We start from the raw sequence: 18,471 nt of genomic DNA, 5'->3' as shown, positions 1-18,471 counted from the left end.
AATGTACCGTTTTTTTTGACGCTATGAAACGATTTAGTGTAAAAAGAAAATTACAAAGCGCTAAAAATCAGCGAAATATGTTGATGTTCGGGATTGTCAGCTGCATTTAAACTCCATCTGATCAATGATCTCATTTGGCAAGAATCCGCCTTATATGCCTCTTCAAAACAGCCCAGTGCAAAATAAAGTCTGTAAACTATTTTAAGGTCGCATCAGAGTTTGGCACCCCAAGTCTTGCTTCGAGCTGTACACGTCCTACCAAATAAAAGATCGTCGCTTTTTTGGTGGTTAGACTCCCCGTAAAAAAACTGATATCAGACGTTTAAGAACCAAAAGTTGATGCCTTTAGCGCTCGAACAAAAAATTATACTCTTGTTTTTATTAATCAAGTCCTTTTCATGATAAATAATCATACAAAAGAAACAGAAACGAATTAGTCTGTACAAGAAAATAGGTCAATGAATAATCACTGGTCTAACATTGTATTGCAATATTATTGATAAACAGCAAAAACTTTCAGAAAAAAAAAGGTTTTCAAACGGGGAGAATGAAAACCTTTATAACCAATTATAAACCTAAATTATGATAGCACAAATATAAGTGTAATCTGTACACTATGCAAGGGGATAGGAAGTTTTTTATCTGAAATGACACATCTTTGACATTTTATCTGTAAAAAATCTAAATAGATGAGGATAGCTACAAAATTCGTTTTTATATTTAAACACTTATATTGGGTATAAGGGCGAATTTGTTTGGGGTTGAAAGTTAACTTTAATTTTATTTTGATATATATGCGAATAGTATCACTCTTGATAATGATTTTGTTGGGGACAATATCCCTACAGGCACAAACCAACCGCTTGGTATTCCAAACGGATTTTGGAAATATTAAGGTACTACTTTACGATTTTACACCCCGGCACAGGGATTTGATTTTACAGTCTGTTGAGGACGGAGTCTATATGAAGTCTTTTTTTAATCGGGTTATAGCTGATTTTGTTGTGCAAGGTGGTGAGCATGATGTCGATATAGCCAATAGAGAGGGAGCTGATCCCTCTGGTGCAAAGCCTAGGTTAGGGCCCGAGTTCGACCAGAGAGCTTTTCATAAAGTTGGAGCATTAGGTGCTGGACGGGACGATAATCCCGCGAAAGCCTCATTTTTAAATCAGATTTATTTCGTGGTAGGCAGACCCGTCTTAGAGAAAGATTTGATTCAGCTGGAAGAAAAGAAAGGGCGTAAATATACGCCGGAGCAATGGGCCAGCTACCTTAAATTTGGAGGGCAGCCTCGGTTGGATGGAGATTATACTGTTTTTGGTGAAGTTTATGAAGGAATGGACGTGCTCCTCGAAATCAGTAAAGTCAAGACGGATAGTTTGGATTATCCAGTACTTCCCATTGAATTTAAGTTAATACGGCTAGATTAATTTTAATTCTCTAGCCACTCAATGCCACATCAAGAGCCATCATAATGATGAATCCGCCTATAAATCCCATGGTAGCCATATCTGAATTCTTATTTTGCTGTGCTTCCGGAATTACCTCTTCTACGACTACAAATATCATAGCCCCAGCTGCAAATGCCAATGCATAAGGTAAAATAGGCGTAAAGGCCGCCACGGCAATTGCTCCAGTAACCCCTGCAACTGGCTCGACAATAGCCGAAAGCTGTCCGTAAAAAAAGCTTTTTCGGCGGCTCATCCCCATCCGTCGCAATGGCATAGCAACGGCAATTCCCTCTGGAAAATTTTGTAATCCTATACCTATGGCTAGTGCTATTGCACCACCGATACTTGCGGCAGGAATACCAGCAGCGACACCACCAAATAATACCCCTACAGCCAATCCTTCTGGAATGTTATGTAAGGTGATGGCTAATACGAGCAGTGTTGTTTTTTGCCAGGGTGTCTTTATACCTTCTACTTGTTTAAAGTTGACATGTAAATGAGGTAATACTTTGTCCAAGACAAATAGAAATGCTGCTCCTGCCAAGAAGCCTAGTACGGCGGGCATTACTTTTGTAAAGCCTTCGCCATCACTCATATCGATAGCAGGTATAAGTAGACTCCATATACTGGCAGCTACCATTACTCCTCCTGTAAATCCGAGCATACCATCCATAAATTTCTTGTGGTTTCCTTTGAAGAAAAATACGAAAGCAGCACCTAAGGCGGTCAACAACCAGGTAAACATGGTCGCATAAAAGGCTGCCCAAATTGGATCAGTCTGCTCTAAAAATGAAATAATGGATTCAAACATGTCGGAAATTGCTTAACGTGAGCTAATTTATTTTATCAAAAGTAATAAGTTAGATTATTCTAACAAAATTATTCTCAACAAATATGTTTGCATACTCTAATAATTTGTAGATTTGTGTATGAACACGCCCATAGAGGAAAACTATCTGAAGGCTTTATTTATGTTGTCTGCAACAAAGGGAGAGGCTACGGTCAATGAGGTCAGTCGGTTTCTGGATATAAAAATGCCGACCGTAAACAGCATGATGAAGCGGCTTGCCGACAAGGGGTTTGTCATTCATGAAAATTATAAACCCCTGAAGTTGACTGACGAAGGGCGTTTACAGGCTGCATTGGTAATTCGGAAGCACCGTTTGACCGAGATGTATTTGGTCGAGAAAATGGGATTTGGATGGGACGAAGTACATCATATTGCAGAGCAGATAGAGCATATACACGCCCCCGATTTTTTCAATAAGATGGACGAACTTTTGGGATACCCTACCGTAGACCCCCATGGGTCTCCAATCCCTAACAAGGAGGGTAATGTCGCAGAAGCCCCATATTTAAAACTTAGTGAGTGTCAGGTGGGAGATGAGGTAGAATTGATGGCTGTCGGACAGTCGTCGTCGTCTCTTTTGAAATACCTTGATGCGCGTGAGCTAGGATTAGGGATAAGTATCCGCATCGAAGATATTGAGGATTTTGATAAGAGTATGCATGTGAGTTATTTGGGAAGAGTAGGCGTTATGTTGACTTCGTTGGTCTGTGATAGCCTCTTGGTGAGGAAAGGATAAAGGAGAGGAAAGGATAAAACACCCCATCACATAATTTTAAAATATTCCTTACTTTTAAGCTTCAACAAAGCTATTCTATGTCCGAAGCCGTTATTCAATCCAGTTTTTCAAGTTATGAAAAGACCGTTTTTTTATTGGCGTTGACACCGTTTACCGTTGTGCTGGATTTTATGGTAATGCCCCCCTTAGGTGATATGCTTTTCAAAGCCGTGGATATCAGCGCTTCTTCTTTTGGGAATATTGTATCTGCATGTGCCTATAGTGCCGGTATATCTGGTTTGCTTATCGTCGGTTATGTAGGAGCCGTTTGTGTCGTTTTATCCTAGCTATTGATGGAGAAGGTTGATCGTTATGTAGCCGCAAAAAATAAGATCACAGCAAATTAGTATTTTTCCCTGCACTATTGAGGTTTAGATAGACAGGCTTTTTAACATTAAATCAACAATAGCTTCTGGTATTATCCATTAATAATAGATATGTTTGCCACTTTTGGCATATTGATAGGGTTTATTTCAGTATGTTTTATTCAAAAAAAGAATAAAAGGAAACATGATAGCAGATATTCAGGACAAGGAAGTTGAAGACTTATACCGAACAGGCATTATTCAGCAGACAGCATATTGGTCAGCAGTTAAGAAATTACAGGGATTGCAGTCCAAAGCTTTTAATTTTGAGACCAAGTTATCCGATTTGTATGTAGATACAACAGATACAGGTTATTTGATAGGCGATTTTTTAGTTATCATACAGGCGATAGATAAGGAACACTGTATTGCTTATGTACCTTACGGCCCAGAAGTGGAACCTTCTGAAGAAAATCAAGGTTATTTTCTAGAGCAACTTTCCGAGAGTCTGCGATCTTATCTACCGCAGAATTGTATCATGATTCGGTATGATTTATCTTGGGAATCTCATTGGGCAAAAGATGATGATTGTTACGATCTGCACGGCAACTGGTTGGGTGTGCCTGATAGACGTATTCAGGAAATGCGACTTAATTTCAATACAACGCATTGGAATCTACATAAAGCCAATACAGACATTCTACCATCAAATACCATATTCATGAATCTGAAGCGAGATGATGAAATGCTGCTTGCACGAATGAAGCCTAAGACGCGGTATAATATTAATCTTGCCGCACGAAAAGGCGTTCGTATTCAATCGCTAGGTTTAGAAAGTATAGATGTCTGGTACGATTTGTACCGACAAACGGCCGAGCGCAATAACTTTTTCCTTCACGATATTAATTATTTCAAGATCGTGCTTTCCGCACGGGCAAATGATACGCTATCGCCAGCGGATGTATATCTTTTGGTTGCTGAAGTTGATGAAACACCACTAGCGGCTATGTTCTTGGTCGTCGCCGCGAATAGAGGAACATACCTCTATGGGGCGTCGGCAACGGAGAATAGAAATTATATGGCAACCTATGCGTTGCAATGGCGAGCCATGCAAATTGCACGAGAACTGGGGTGTACCGAGTATGATTTTTTTGGAGTAGCTCCTCAGGCAGATCCCTCGCATCCACTTTATGGACTTTATAGGTTCAAGTCTGGATTTGGAGGGGATATTTATCACCGCTTAGGCTGTTGGGATTATCCACTTGATAAGCAAAAGTATCAATACTACATTTCAATGGAATTTAAAAATCAAAGCTATCACCTAAGTTGATTTTAAACTAGCTATAAAAAAAGCCTGTGACGTATAGTCACAGGCTTTTTTTATAGCGATAACTTTAGATACCTATCTAAGTTATGTTTCAACTGTTATTGATGTATAAAATTTGTCCAATCGCTACCTTCTTCGTAGTCCATTAATGGATCTGCCTGTGTGCCTGCTGACCATTGCCCTGCCAACATGCTCAAGTCCATTTGTATGTGCTGGCGGGTTATCTCGGTCATTTCATTGTTGAAACCGCGATGGTTAGAATGTACTACAAACTGGAAGCAGACTACACGTGCAATCATTCTCCCCAATGTAACCATCTGGCGTTGTTTAGTTTGATCCGGGAGGTTAATGTTCAAAGTACTACCGAATATTTCTGCCGCATCTTTTGTAAGCTCGTAGCTTTTTAGATAATCGAGCAGATTGCTGACTTTCGTTTTGCGCATCACCCGTACTACAGCATCAGCGACCTGCGAATAAAGCATTTCATTAGATCCTTCAAAAATCTGGAAGGGTCTACTGTCTACTACGCTTCGACCAGCGATATGATCTAGGCGATATCCATTTGCCCCGGCCAGCTGTAGTGCTATTTGAGCGGATTCCTGCATCAAATCAGTAACTAGTGCTTTCACACTATTGGCATCAACTGCATTACCAAACAAATCCTCGGCTATAGAACTCATGCTGCTGCTGTAGGAGCACATGGCCGAGCATAAGGTGTAGGCCGCTTGGATACGTGATAATTGAAACTTTACAGCATCTATCTCACTCAATGGCTGTCCCGAAACGCGTCTTGTCTTACAGTGTAATAAAGACTCATCCAAAAGACGCTTTATGAATCCCATACCCATACCAGGAAATTGCAACCTGCTACGGTGCAACGTATCCAACATCAATTTGATACCCGTGCTTTCAGCTACCAACTTCTGTACAGCGGGGACTTTGATGTTAATATCATTCAGACCGTATGGAATGGCATAAAGACCTAGGTTATTAAATTTCCTTTGAACGATGATCTTTTGGTCTTCGATAGCGTTATCCGTTACAAAGAAATCAATATCTCTTGCTAATTCACCATTAGCCACAGTTTTCCGGGCAGTGACTAACCAAAAGTCAGCAGCACCCGTTAAGCCTTGCCAGTGCTTTTGTCCTTTGATGGTATAGGTGTCACCTTGCAGTTCATGGGCAGTGCGCATGCTCAAGGCATCACTGCCATAACCGGGTTCTGTAATCATCAAGCCGCCCATAGCTTTATCTTCTAAGAAACGTTTGAAGACGCTAGCGTGTAAAGACGGGTCAGCATATTTGGCAAAAGGCTCCAGGAATAAAGCGATATTAATACCAAACATGAGCGATAGCGATAGTGACTCATAAGATGCGGCGGATAATACGCCCAGACATTCCTTGACGTGCACGCCTCTGCCACCATGTTCTTCAGGAATAGCTACTGAAAGTGGGTTCATCGCCATGATCTCACTCAAAAATGTGGGAGGGAGCCCCCTAGACAAACTGATAGAATTATAATCATATTCAGTATTGAATAAACTAGACAACCGCTCCTTAAAGGATTTTATATACAGATTGAAATCTTGATGAACACCGATTTGTTCCGTTAGATTAAGCATAACAAACGTTTTTTAATTGAAACATTGAGTAAACAAATTTAAGGACAATCCTAGCACAAAACAAAACAATGTTCTTACGGGCATTGATAAGTATTGCTGCGTTAAATTTCCTTTAATCGTTTCCTTATTACAAAAATAGCGGATAATGTGTCGTGTTATGTGTCTTATCTCGTACCAATACTAGGACAAATCGTGCTTTTTTTATTTAGCATTATTTCGATATTCTGTTGGAGAGAGTCCAACTATCTTTTTAAAAACACGTGAAAAGTAAGAAGGATCAGAAAAATCCAATTCGTAACAGATATCCGAAATGCTCTTGTTGGATTCAAAAAGAAGTAATTGGCTATGCATAATACACACCTCGAGTATAAGCTCTTTAGACGAGCTATTGAAAACAGAAAAAACACATCGGTTTAAGTAGTTGGTCGAGACAGCAAGCTTGTCAGCATAAAAACCTATATGCTTATGTTTTTTAAAATTCTTGTGAACAAGATGTTTAAACCGCATCGCAATCTCTTGTTTTCTATTCAATAGCTTATTCGAAGAGGAAAGTTTAATTACTTTTAGAAGTACAGATTTTAACAGACTATCATTTAGCTCTTTATAGGGATGATCTGCATAGAGTTCTTTACGCAGAAGTTTACATAACTGATCGATATCTCGGCTATCTTCCGTTGATAAGTTGATCAGTGGCGAAATGCTAAATATGTTCAAAATTTCCTGGGCTCTGAAAATCGAAGTCATAGCCGCTTCATTGATCAGTATACAGTGTCCATTTACTGATTTATCAGCAGCCTTTACTGCAGAGATGTTGCCATAGCTACTGATAAGGATAGCAGGTGCCTTCACCATATATTCCTTAGGGCCGATCTGGTGTGTAAAATATCCCTCTGTGAGATGGACAAGTAGATTGTATCCTAAAAAAATAGGCGGAGTAGGAAACTTAATATAAGGAGCAATTTCGCTGAGGGGGAATATTTTGACCGGAAATTGTTGATGTTTTAAGTGTTCCTGACTACCTATCATGAAACGTTCTACAAATTCATCCGCATTAACTTGTTTTTCCATTTTTTAAAAAAACTGTTGTATGATTCATGCATACCGATAACTAAAATTAAAAAAACTTTGTGGCATATTCATAGGAAGACTACATATATAAGGTGTTATTCTCAGGAGGTGAGATATAATTTATTCCTATGTAAATAATTATCTTCGACGAGCTCGCAAGTTCGGTTCGTTAAAGCCCATTCTTTAATTCATATGACTGGCATGCTGCATCGCGGTCATCAGTGGTTGTACATTTTTTTACATGGATATTTCATATATTAACCTTAACGTGCTAAAAAAGCGGTTAATTTGCGAATTGAATACATAACACAAGCATTGATGGACTATTTTAAGGATCTACTGGAATTATTACAACTTGAGCTGACATATGACAGACAGCAGCACCAATCGTTGCTTTTAGAGCGTGGAGTCAATGCACGTAAATCTTTGGGTGTTTCTTGGTATCCTATCCAGATTACGAATAGTGAATTGGGGCGAGGAAATTATCTTACCCTCACGATCCATAAAACCACTGACTTAGAAAATAGCCATAAGTTTAGGTTTGGTATGCCTGTTTCTCTGTTCTCGAACCACAATCCGCATGAAGATCGGATTTCAGGTACAATAGCTTTTGTTAGTCAGTATTTAATGCGTGTGTCTTTCCGCACGGATGATCTCCCCGAATGGAGTCGTAAGGGAAAACTGGGGATAGATCTCTTATTTGACGAAAATTCCTACCGGGAGATGACGGGTGCATTAGTGGAAGCCGAGTCTCGAGCCATAGATAAGGACAATGGACAGTTGATACGTCAACTTATAGGAATTGAACCTCTGCGTGTTGGTTCACAAAATACGTTTTACGAGAATACTGCCCTAAACCTCAGTCAAAACAGTGCTGTAAGACAGGTGTTGGCCGAGGGGCCGTTGACCATACTTCACGGTCCCCCAGGTACAGGCAAGACGACGACATTGATTAACGCGATATATGAGCTAATACAACGTACAGGGCAGCAGGTACTCGTCGTTGCACCCAGCAATACAGCTGTAGATGTGTTGTCCGAAAGACTTGATTTAATAGGACTTAATGTGTTACGGATAGGCAATCCCGTAAAGATTTCCGATCATCTCATGGAGCTAACCTTGGATGAAAAAGCTAATAAGCATCCTGCTTATCGCGAAGTCAAGGTGCTGGGTAAACAAGCCAGAGCGTACACCGATATGGCTCATAAGTATAAGCGTAACTTTGGACGATCCGAATATGAACAACGTAAAGCTTTGTTAAATGAAGCCCGCAAAATACGAAAGGAAATTGACAGGATACAAGATTACGTAACCGAAGATATATTAAACAAAGCCCAGGTAATTACAGCGACCTTGGTAGGAGCCAATAACCCCTATATTAAAGATCGGTATTACAAGACTGTTATTATCGATGAAGCTGCACAAGCACTAGAACCAGCTTGTTGGATTCCTATTTTAAAAGCCGACCACTTGATATTGGCTGGAGATCATTGTCAGTTGCCTCCTACGGTCAAGTCCAGTCAGGGGCGGAGTAACGCTCTGTTTCATACGTTGTTTGAGAAGTTAATCAAATTATACCCCGAAGCGGTTTCTTTCTTGGACACACAGTACCGTATGAATAGCCAGATAATGGCTTATCCATCTACTGTTTTATACCGGGGAATGTTAAAGGCAGCGCCGTCTGTGTCACAATGGACTTTACAGGGAGATTCCCAACCGATTATTTTCATCGATACAGCCGGGGCCGGATACGAAGAGTCTGAAGCAGATGATACCCTATTGAATAGGGAAGAGGCACTTTTTTTGAAAAGCCATCTTTCTGAACTATTGTCTCAATGCCGTGATCTGCATCGCGATGCTGTTTTACCGGACGTAGGTGTCATCACGCCCTATCGCGGTCAGGCCACCTTGCTGAAAGACATGTTGGCAGAAATCAATAATAAGGATTTCGGTAGCCTTCAAATCACTACCATAGATGGTTTTCAGGGACAAGAGAAAGATATTATTTATATAAGTCTTGTACGTAGTAATAGCGATCAAGCTATTGGTTTTCTATCCGATATTCGTCGTATGAATGTGGCCTTGACAAGAGCTAGAAAGAAGATTGTCGTGATAGGAGATAGTGCTACTATAGGGGCTCACCCTTTTTACAAGGGATTTTTAACATATGTTGAGTCAGTAGGAGGTTATCACAGTGTTTGGGAGTGGGGAAGCTTATAGATTTTTCTCTTTTCGGCGTAGGTATTTTTCTCTTTAGCCTCAGGTTCCTTGTCCATAGTTGTAGGGCAAGGAAGTCCAACTGTAAATATAGAACCTTTATTTGGTATGCTATTGATATGGACGATGCCGCCGTTTCTTTCGATGAGGTCTTTACACAATACTAATCCCAAGCCAGCCCCCGGTTCGTCCACTGTTCCAAGTGATTTGTGCTGTATGACATTAAATAGCAATACTGATTTCGAAGGGTTAATGCCCACTCCTTGGTCTTTAATGTGTATAAATTTGAAGTTTTGGTCCTTGGACGTGAAAATTTCGATTTCACCCGTGACATAACTGAATTTTATAGCATTACTGATCAAATTACGTAATATAATGATAAAGTGATCTTTATTTACAACAACATGCTCTTCGTTCGAAACATGTAGCGTTATCTTTAATTGCTTCATTATGGTTTGTTCTTCAAAACCATTTAAAATATTTTGGATGATAGGTTTGATCAACACCTTTGTAGGAGGGGGGGCGATGCCCTGTAGACTGCTACTTCCCCATTGCAAGAGATCATCCAACACTTGGTTTTGTTGAACGATTCGGAGGTGGAGCTGATGGATAAAATCAGCAGAAGTTTCGTTGTTTAGTACTTGGTCTCTCAAGGCTACAACCATAGTTTCCAGCGATGCAAAAGGACTTTTGATATCGTGGGCGATTATAGAAAATATCTTCTCATTATCCTTATTGATGGCTTGTAATGAGCGACGTTGATCTTCTATTTTCCTTATGTTTTTGTAAATGATCCTTAAAAAAAAATTTACAGAGGCTATAATGAATATAAGCGCACAGATTATGTTATAAAGAACACGAAGTAGGGGTACGGGTTTTTCAAGCGAATTGATGTTTGGGAAAAGATAGATTAATACTACAGCTAAAGTGACTGCTAGTCCAAAGATAATATGAATCCGACGCTCATCATAAAGAAGTGTTGAAGATATAAGTATACACACTAGAAAATATTCTGCCCCATTGTGATAGAGAACAGCTCCCAAAAAAAAGAAAATAAAGTTGCTTGTTAGGAGCATTAACTTGGCATGATTTGGTTTGCAGCGGTATTGAAGCAGCAGCACTGCAATATCACATAGCCCATTTGAAAAGTTAATCAATGCCAGTAGATAACGATGTTCGAAAAAGTTGGTAATCGAAAAGAGCATGGCAGGAAGAATACAGAACCATGCAATCATGTTCACCATCTGCGCTCTTTTGAACTCCATGTAGGACATAGACGGATCTGTACCGATATGCGTTAGCATTTCCCAATAATATAGGATACGTTTCATAGGTCTATATATTCAAGTGGCAAAATATGGATACAAAAGGATTATGTTTTCAAGATATTCTATTCACTGTATAATGTCAGATTAAAGGGAGTCTATTTCAGTTTTTTCTTAGCTCAGCCCATTTTTTATCAAATATAAGTAGCAAAATGTATTTTTAAAATTAAAAAAGATTAACCAATTTTTACCCGTCCAAAATTACGGAGCTATTTATCTCCGATACCCCCTCTATCACTTTCTGACCAAAAGTGGTGACTCATTTGTCCGGCCATCGAAAATTTCATTGGGCCGGATCATAGATTAGTTCTACAATCGGAGCGAGCCGATACGGCTTAATTTAGGGTTAGAAGCCAGGCCGTTAGGATTGCACCCTAACTCGCCTTCAGGTATTGCCAATCCCTGTTTAGCATAAAACCCTATCCAAAAATCGTCAAAATCACCTGTTTTAGGATTCTTAAAGGTCATAGGTTCCAAAACAAATAGTTCGACGTGCCTGAAAGCCCTTTCTACAAAATCCGAACAGTAATAGGTACTATCGTTCAGTTTATAGCTCCAGTTGTAAGGCTTCCCCAGCATTCGGTTTGCTTTTGTTATTGCCTCCGGGATAGCAGACCTATATTGGCTATCGATTCGATATATGACATACAGCTGCTCTCCACTCAGACTATCCAAAGGCTCTTTTACTGACCCTTTACGACTACTTGCGTGGAGAATGTACGGGATGCCTTCTGCAATTTCAATTAAACCTACATGATCAAAAGAGATGCTCTCCGATCGTTGTGTGACCCTATTGATCGCTCCGGAGAGATTTTCTGATTCAGCGCCGACAAAGAGAAGATCACCTTCAAAAATAGTCACTCCGTTATAGATTACACTGTCTTGCGCACGAAGCGTTAGTATGTTGAGTATGAATACGAGTAGAATCGTTATTTTTTTCATTTTATCTGCTAAAGGGTTAAATTAACTGCTACCTTTCTTCTTTACGGTAAAGCCTGTTCTTTTCAAGAATAGAGACAAGCATCGAGGAAGAAGCTTTGTATAGCGTCGTAAAAGTACGAAATTCCATAAGGAATAGAATGGTAGATAAAGGCTTTTATGAAGCAGAGTATTCTCAGCGGTAGTCACAAGTTTCATGTTTTAGCGGATAAATCGAGAACTTAGAATATTTTTTTTATAAATATATTGACCAAAATATTTTGATAACAGCAACTAAATACGGTTATTTATCCCTAAATTCAGATGGATTAACCTTTTTTAGTGTTTCTCTTAAATTATAATACACATGATTCGATCTAAAATAGTCGGTACAGGGGCCTATATTCCTACAGAGGTAATAGGGAATGAGGTTTTTTTAAACAATACATTCTATACCGATGAGCATACGCCGATCCAGCAGCCTGTGGAGACGATAATACGCAAATTTAAGGCAATCACTGGGATAGAGCAGCGTCGATACGCACCCCTAGGTATTGCCGCTTCCGATATAGGTGCCTTTGCAGCAGAAGAAGCTATTAGACAATCGGGAATAGATCGCGAATCTATAGACCTGATTATTGTCGCACATAACTACGGAGAGATGAAATATCCCGGTGCTCCGCGCGATATGGTTCCATCGATAGCCTCACGTATAAAAAATAAACTGCGTATCCAAAATACGGCGTGCATTCCATATGATATCATATTTGGGTGTCCAGGTTGGGTACAGGGATTGATTCAGGCGGATATGGCGATCCGGTCTGGCGATGCGCAGATCTGTCTAGTAATAGGTGCAGAGACACTCTCGCGGGTACTGGATCCTACAGACCGGGATAGTATGATTTTTTCCGATGGTGCAGGAGCCTGTATCGTGAAGGCTACTGAGACAGGAAAATCAGGTATCATAAATACAGCTGTACGATCTGACACCGGATACGAAATTGATTATATCAGTTCGTCCAACAAAAATAGTGGAGAAACAGGAGAGCCGCAGTACATCAAGATGAAAGGAAGAAAGGTATATGAATATGCGCTCAAATATGTACCCCAGGCCATGAAAGATTGTTTCGACAAAAGTCGTGAAGCGATAGGTGATCTAAAGATGATTTTCCTGCATCAGGCCAATGACAAGATGGATGAAGCTATAGTCAAAAGATTTTTTGAACTCTATGGAATAGAAAGTCTTCCGGCAGATATCATGCCGATGAATATCGCACACATGGGTAATAGTTCGGTAGCCACGGTGCCGACACTACTACATCAGGTATTAAGCAAAGAGATCGATTCATTCACATTGAAGGAAGGCGACTTGATCCTATTTGCGTCTGTAGGTGCTGGAATGAACATCAATGCAGTAACCTATAGGTGGTAATGCGGGATTAAGCCTTAATTTCTAATCTTAAAAATGAGTGAGAAGCAACTTTGTAATCAAGAATTTCGACATTTTTTTCTTTCGTTTGTGCAGTTTTATGCGTCATTTCATTGTTATTGAACACCACATTGGTGTCTATGCTGAAATGAAAAAGGGGGAATTCGTCTAAAAAGGCAAACATAGTCTTTCAAACTTATGGGAATATCTGATGCTTATGTAACAGGTATTCCCATCCCCTGTAAATCACAAAAATAGGCCTAAGTATTCGACACCGCCTTCAATATCGAATACGCGCATGGTCGTTTTCGATATCTCTCGCCAATTTAAGGATATAGACTTCTTGCTGTATGCCAGGTTTCTCTTTTCAATTCAAACCAGTCCGTCATATCGCCTTCATAGTCAAATGTCTCTCTGAGATCAAACCCTAATTTAGACAGTACCCTTTTTGAATTCAGGTTTTTGGGATCGGTGATCGCATAAATAGAATCTATACTTAGCTTTTCAAATCCAAAACTTAGAATAGCTCTAGAAGATTCGGTAGCAAAACCCTTTCCCCAATGTTTTCTCTTAAAACGGTATCCAAGCTCATAAAAATTAGTTTGATTATTCAGTGGTCCTTCAAAATACTTTAATCCCGACCAACCGATACATTCATTTGTTATCTTATCTACAACAGCCCAGCGAGCAATCCCGTTTTTTTGATATTGTATTTTTAGCATGTTGATTACTTGAGTAATTTCGGATATTGAAGTTACGGGCCTATTCTCTATATACAAATGAACTTCAGGATCAGAATCCATTTCAAATAAATCATTTGTGTCAATATGATCGAGCTCTCTCAAGAGAAGGCGTCCTGTTTCAATAATAATTTTCATAATTTAGTGTTTGATTACCCTATATAATAGCATTTTGAAAAGTAAATATAAAGAATTCTAACGTATCGTTCCCACTAGTAGAAGTTCATGGGGCCATGCACGCTTTTGATTTTTTTCTGTTCGTAATCAGACAGTTTTTACAATCGGCAAGTACATCCTGCCGCCGGTACCTAAATTATCCAGATACTCCCTTACAATAGGTATATCCGCCTCTGCCCAGTCATAGCGCAGCATCTCCGCCGCTTCTACCCATATGGCCTGTACATGCTCTGTAGCCTGTACAGTGCCGGACTTCAATTCACAGACGAATGGATATAGGCAGATCGAAAAGGTAGGGTAGTGGTGTTCTACAGGCGTCAATGCTTGGTCTATACCGATGTTGACACCCAGTTCCTCTCGCACCTCCCTACGCAGGCCATCTTCTAGTGATTCGTCCTTTTCGAGCTTTCCTCCCGGAAATTCCCATTTCAGCGGCAGCTTCATGCTGGCCGATCGTTGGCAGATCAGGACCTTACTTTTATGGACTATTATAGCACAGGTTACATGTAGCATATGCGCCTAAAGATAGAGAAAGTAAATAATAAAAAAATAGCTACAGATTGACAACTCGATATTTCCCCCCTTTCCTTGTGTTGAATTTGTAGCGATTGCCTTCCATGTTTACTACAGCTTCAGCCCCTATAATTTTTGCCTTCTGTGGCATTATAATATCACATTCTTTTCCTCCATGAGATATGATTTCAACTTCTTTCAAATTTCCATTCTCCCATTGTATACACAGTTCAAAATTCCCACGGGCCTTTATGCCATTAATATTCCCCGTTTTCCAGGCAGTTGGTAGTGCCGGTAATATACGTATGAAGCCCTCGTGGCTCTGCACAAGCATTTCTATAATTCCTGCTGATACACCAAAGTTTGCGTCAATTTGGAAAGGAGGATGTCCGCTAAATAAATTAGAATACACCCCTCCACCAGGCCTACGCTTAACATTTTTTTTAGCTGCAGGCTCTATAAAGACGAATGATTTATTTAAAATGCTATAAGCACGGTCTCCGTCCTGCATTCTAGCCCACCAGTTTATCTTCCAGGCCATACTCCATCCGGTACTCACATCCCCTCGGTGCTCAAGAGTTTGTCTAGCCGCCTTTACCAAATCTGCATTATCATCATTACTGATCTGTGAGCCTGGAAAAAGCCCAAACAGATGAGATATATGGCGGTGCGAATCATTGGGATCGTCAAGATCTTCTGCCCATTCTTGAAGCTGCCCGTATCTGCCGATTTTGAAGGGGTAGAGCTTAGCCATTGATTTTTCAACTTTATTCCGGAATTCAACATCTACATTTAACTCCTTTGATGCAGAAATAATGGATTTAAAAAGCTCTCTGACGATAGAAATATCCATTGTTGTGGCTTTTCCTATACTATATTTCTTCCCTTCAAACGTGTATACGTTTTCGGGAGAAGTAGAAGGTGCTGTTACCAAAAAACCAGACTTTGGATCTTCCACAAGCCAGTTTAGCATAAATTGAGCAGCACCTTTCATCAAAGGATAAGCCTTTTCACGCAAGAAATGCTTGTCCTGCGTATAATTAAAATGTTCCCATAGGTGTAAGCTTAACCATGCACCACCCATCTGCCAGCAAAATGCCTGGGGATAATACGTTTTGTCGGCTTCAAAATGACCTACAGGCGATGTTTTTGCCCACAGGTCTGAATTATGATGTGCTACCCAACCTTCGTGTATACCATAATTTACCCGAGCAGTTTCTTTTCCGTTGATGGACAGTTCTTCGATAAACGATAGCAAAGGTTCATGACATTCGGACAGGTTTGTGTTTTCAGCCAACCAATAATTCATTTCTGTATTAATGTTAATCGTATAATTACTGCCCCAGGGAGGTTGTACTTTGTCATTCCATAGCCCTTGAAGGTTGGCGGGTCTACTGCCTGGTCTCGAACTAGAGATAAGCAGATAGCGTCCATATTGAAAAAATAAAGCCTGCAAGTGCAGATCAGAAGGATCTTTTTCAAAGTTTCTAAGTCTACTATCTGTCATCAATTGCGCTTTCTGCGCAGGAGCTTCGAGGTAGAAGCTTACCCTGTCAAAAAGTTGCCGGAAATCTCTTGTGTGGTCATCAGTCAGCTTTCCTATTTTGTTTTTTAAAGCGTTGGTCATTTTTGCTTTAGCTTCGTTAGATGCTTTTTTATCCCCATTTTTTGGAAACCTGTTAAAACCATTAAAGTTCGTGCTTTCTGTCAAAACAAGAGTCACCTCATCGGCACCGATAACCTGGAGGAAGTCACTACCGACCTGAATCTTTCCCCCTTTATTACGGATAGCTAATCGAGCTTCAAATTCCAAGCCTTCATTGGGGTCGTAAGTCACTTGTTCTGGAAAGTAAGTTCTATGGGCTACATATTTAGGTGCTTTTCCCTGCAGCAATAGCTGTTGCCCTTCTACATGGCTTGTAGCTTTCAGTTCGCTGCTCAATCTTGATTTAAAAGTTATTTTTCCTTTTTTGTTGGCTTTAAGGTGGATGACCAATGCTTTTGCCGGATGACTTACAAAAGCAGTTCTGGTATATTTAACCTGATCTATTGTATACGTTGTCGTGCTGATCGCCTTTTGAATATCCAATGTCCTTAGATAGTCCGTAGCCTTTTGTCCATCGTGTTCAAAATCTAACCATAAGTCTCCTAGCGGAAGGTACCTGGCAGAGTAAGGGCCCTGCATTTTACGCCATGTTTTTTCGGCTTGGTCAAATTTATTGTCAAGTATTTGTTTGCGCAAGACGGGCAGGAGAGAGGCCGCTTCCGGATTATTGCCTGGTTCCGGATATCCAGACCATAAGGTATGGTCATTCAACTGGAATCTCTCTTGTTGCACACCACCAAATACCATTGCTCCTGTTTGACCATTTCCAAGAGGCAGTGCCTCTTCCCAGTATTCCGCTGGACGGTCATATTTTAGCAGCAGTTCAGTTGCGGACTGCGCCTGTAATCTTGGTATTTGAAAAAGACAAAGAGAAATAATTATAAAGCAGTACGATTTCATTATGGTATTCGATTAAATTTTAATTATAGCCAAGATTTTGGACGAGCATACGCTCGTAGTTTGTTTTAATTTCGCGGGTTGGTATAGGTCCCCTATTCCAATGATTGTCAAAAACAACACTAAATGTTAAATGACAGCCATGCCATAAATTCTTAATTGCATTACATTCCATTTTAGAAATTACTAAGGTGACAAATTTATAATTCGGTCGCTTCAACGTATCGGACAAAGCTTTTTTTAAAATTAAAAAAAATGTAAGCCCTATTTGAAAGAATTTACGCAATCGATTTAGATAGATCTTATAAAATAATCTCCATTTGGACGATGAACTATGAAACTCTCCACAGGTCGATTTTATCACAGACAGACAGCATGTCAAAAGCTTTTATCCTAAATACCCTGATGACGAAATTAATTACCCTTCATTAGTTAAAAGAATTACTTTTGTATGAAATTTTATCATTATGGGAAGGCCAATTTATTCAATAGAGGACGACTCTCTATGCTGTCCGATTTGCGGAGCAACGGCGGAATGGGTATATTACGCTGATAGCAAACAAAAACTTGTCCAGCATTATATCTGTATGAATGATAGTTGTCAATACAGTTTTCTTATTGGAGCGGATTGAAAAAAAATCCAGATGTAAACAGGCCTTCAATTTAGATTATAGGTCTATCTACTCTTAACTGCTGTAGTACGACTAAGGCTTATTACCCGTTCTTATCATTTTTTTTGATCCTGTTCATTTTTCATTGCGATTGTTCTATATTATCTCCGGAGCAGCATCCTTATCATTCGATTCTCTGATAGCAGAAGCTATTTCCTTCAAAGCTTCACTCTGCTCGCGTAGGGCAGAGGCATGTTCTCTCTTTACTGCGAGGTACCTCTCCAGTAATGCAGCCAACATCAGATACACAGCATAAATAATGAGCACTATTATGGCAGCCCAGACCAAGTACATTAAAATTGCAGTTATAATCATAATTGTGTTATTTATATTCCTAGTTTACCACGGCCACTTTTACCAAAGGCCCAATATGCCAGCATCCCTAAAAGATTTGTTATAAGAAGGAGCACAATCCATAAGGCTCTTTCACTGTCCTGTAATACGGGGTTTTTAATAGCGTGGTATATCGTGTAGATAAAGGTGCCGAACAGGGGAACCATAATAAAGAACTCTTGGAAACTGATGAAAAGTAAATTCATAATTTTAAGTCTGTTTTATGATTTGGTTTTTATATGTTTAA

16 protein-coding genes are annotated in these 18,471 nt (G+C 39.8%); 6 read left to right on the top strand and 10 right to left on the bottom strand.

Translation table 11 applies throughout. The annotated features are described in order from the left end of the window. Window positions 1-794: 794 nt before the first annotated feature. Window positions 795-1,430, top strand: a complete 636-nt coding sequence (locus G7B20_RS15905) for a peptidylprolyl isomerase (RefSeq protein ID WP_240452862.1) — start codon at window positions 795-797, stop codon at window positions 1,428-1,430. A gap of 10 nt (window positions 1,431-1,440) precedes the next feature. Here the strand turns inward: G7B20_RS15905 and G7B20_RS15900 are convergent, their stop codons facing one another. Beyond that, window positions 1,441-2,262 (bottom strand): ZIP family metal transporter, encoded by an 822-nt coding sequence (locus G7B20_RS15900; protein WP_164112404.1) that lies wholly within the window; start codon window positions 2,260-2,262, stop codon window positions 1,441-1,443. A 118-nt stretch (window positions 2,263-2,380) separates the two neighbouring features. Here G7B20_RS15900 and G7B20_RS15895 point away from each other — a divergent pair, with 118 nt between their 5' ends. The 3 genes from G7B20_RS15895 (at window position 2,381) to G7B20_RS15885 (ending at window position 4,711) form a co-directional block, all read left to right on the top strand. After that, window positions 2,381-3,037: a metal-dependent transcriptional regulator gene (locus tag G7B20_RS15895; protein WP_164112403.1), complete on the top strand. Its 657-nt coding sequence runs from the start codon at window positions 2,381-2,383 to the stop codon at window positions 3,035-3,037. A gap of 77 nt (window positions 3,038-3,114) precedes the next feature. Continuing rightward, a complete protein-coding gene (locus G7B20_RS15890) occupies window positions 3,115-3,363 on the top strand; it encodes a hypothetical protein (protein ID WP_164112402.1) in 249 nt (82 codons plus the stop codon). Window positions 3,364-3,586: 223 nt separating this feature from the next. Next, window positions 3,587-4,711 (top strand): lipid II:glycine glycyltransferase FemX, encoded by a 1,125-nt coding sequence (locus G7B20_RS15885; RefSeq protein ID WP_164112401.1) that lies wholly within the window; start codon window positions 3,587-3,589, stop codon window positions 4,709-4,711. Window positions 4,712-4,806: 95 nt separating this feature from the next. On the opposite strand, the gene G7B20_RS15880 is transcribed toward G7B20_RS15885, so the two are convergent. Both G7B20_RS15880 and G7B20_RS15875 read right to left on the bottom strand, forming a co-directional pair. Next, complete coding sequence (locus G7B20_RS15880; protein ID WP_164112400.1) at window positions 4,807-6,330, bottom strand: acyl-CoA dehydrogenase family protein; 1,524 nt, start codon at window positions 6,328-6,330, stop codon at window positions 4,807-4,809. A gap of 201 nt (window positions 6,331-6,531) precedes the next feature. After that, window positions 6,532-7,398 carry a helix-turn-helix domain-containing protein gene (locus G7B20_RS15875; protein ID WP_164112399.1) on the bottom strand — a complete coding sequence of 289 codons (867 nt, stop codon included), beginning with the start codon at window positions 7,396-7,398 and terminating at the stop codon, window positions 6,532-6,534. A 318-nt stretch (window positions 7,399-7,716) separates the two neighbouring features. Here G7B20_RS15875 and G7B20_RS15870 point away from each other — a divergent pair, with 318 nt between their 5' ends. Continuing rightward, a complete protein-coding gene (locus G7B20_RS15870; protein WP_164112398.1) occupies window positions 7,717-9,618 on the top strand; it encodes an AAA domain-containing protein in 1,902 nt (633 codons plus the stop codon). On the opposite strand, the gene G7B20_RS15865 is transcribed toward G7B20_RS15870, so the two are convergent. Beyond that, window positions 9,588-10,946, bottom strand: coding sequence for a sensor histidine kinase (locus G7B20_RS15865; protein WP_164112397.1), 1,359 nt, complete (start codon window positions 10,944-10,946; stop codon window positions 9,588-9,590). The two genes, G7B20_RS15870 and G7B20_RS15865, sit on opposite strands and share 31 nt — an antisense overlap. A 303-nt stretch (window positions 10,947-11,249) precedes the next feature. Next, complete coding sequence (locus G7B20_RS15860; protein ID WP_205600249.1) at window positions 11,250-11,882, bottom strand: YiiX/YebB-like N1pC/P60 family cysteine hydrolase; 633 nt, start codon at window positions 11,880-11,882, stop codon at window positions 11,250-11,252. Between the two features lie 343 nt (window positions 11,883-12,225). Here G7B20_RS15860 and G7B20_RS15855 point away from each other — a divergent pair, with 343 nt between their 5' ends. Next, complete coding sequence (locus tag G7B20_RS15855; protein ID WP_164112396.1) at window positions 12,226-13,290, top strand: 3-oxoacyl-ACP synthase III family protein; 1,065 nt, start codon at window positions 12,226-12,228, stop codon at window positions 13,288-13,290. Window positions 13,291-13,613: 323 nt separating this feature from the next. Here G7B20_RS15855 and G7B20_RS15850 read toward each other — a convergent pair whose 3' ends face one another. The 5 genes from G7B20_RS15850 to G7B20_RS15830 form a co-directional block, all read right to left on the bottom strand. Then, window positions 13,614-14,165, bottom strand: coding sequence for a GNAT family N-acetyltransferase (locus G7B20_RS15850; protein WP_164112395.1), 552 nt, complete (start codon window positions 14,163-14,165; stop codon window positions 13,614-13,616). A 126-nt stretch (window positions 14,166-14,291) separates the two neighbouring features. Continuing rightward, the gene (locus G7B20_RS15845) at window positions 14,292-14,717 is read right to left on the bottom strand and encodes a (deoxy)nucleoside triphosphate pyrophosphohydrolase (RefSeq protein ID WP_164112394.1); all 426 of its coding nucleotides are present in this window, start codon (window positions 14,715-14,717) and stop codon (window positions 14,292-14,294) included. 40 nt (window positions 14,718-14,757) lie between these two features. Further along, entirely contained in the window at window positions 14,758-17,223 is a 2,466-nt protein-coding gene (locus tag G7B20_RS15840) for a glycosyl hydrolase family 95 catalytic domain-containing protein (protein ID WP_164112393.1), read from the bottom strand. Between the two features lie 764 nt (window positions 17,224-17,987). Next, a complete protein-coding gene (locus G7B20_RS15835) occupies window positions 17,988-18,206 on the bottom strand; it encodes a hypothetical protein (RefSeq protein WP_164112392.1) in 219 nt (72 codons plus the stop codon). 11 nt (window positions 18,207-18,217) lie between these two features. Beyond that, window positions 18,218-18,430, bottom strand: coding sequence for a PLDc N-terminal domain-containing protein (locus G7B20_RS15830; protein ID WP_164112391.1), 213 nt, complete (start codon window positions 18,428-18,430; stop codon window positions 18,218-18,220). Between the last annotated feature and the right edge of the window lie 41 nt (window positions 18,431-18,471).

The organism is Sphingobacterium sp. xlx-96 (genome assembly GCF_011007365.1).
In the GTDB taxonomy this organism is placed as follows: Bacteria; Bacteroidota; Bacteroidia; order Sphingobacteriales; family Sphingobacteriaceae; genus Sphingobacterium; species Sphingobacterium luzhongxinii.
This window is presented reverse-complemented; position numbering and strand designations above follow the sequence as displayed.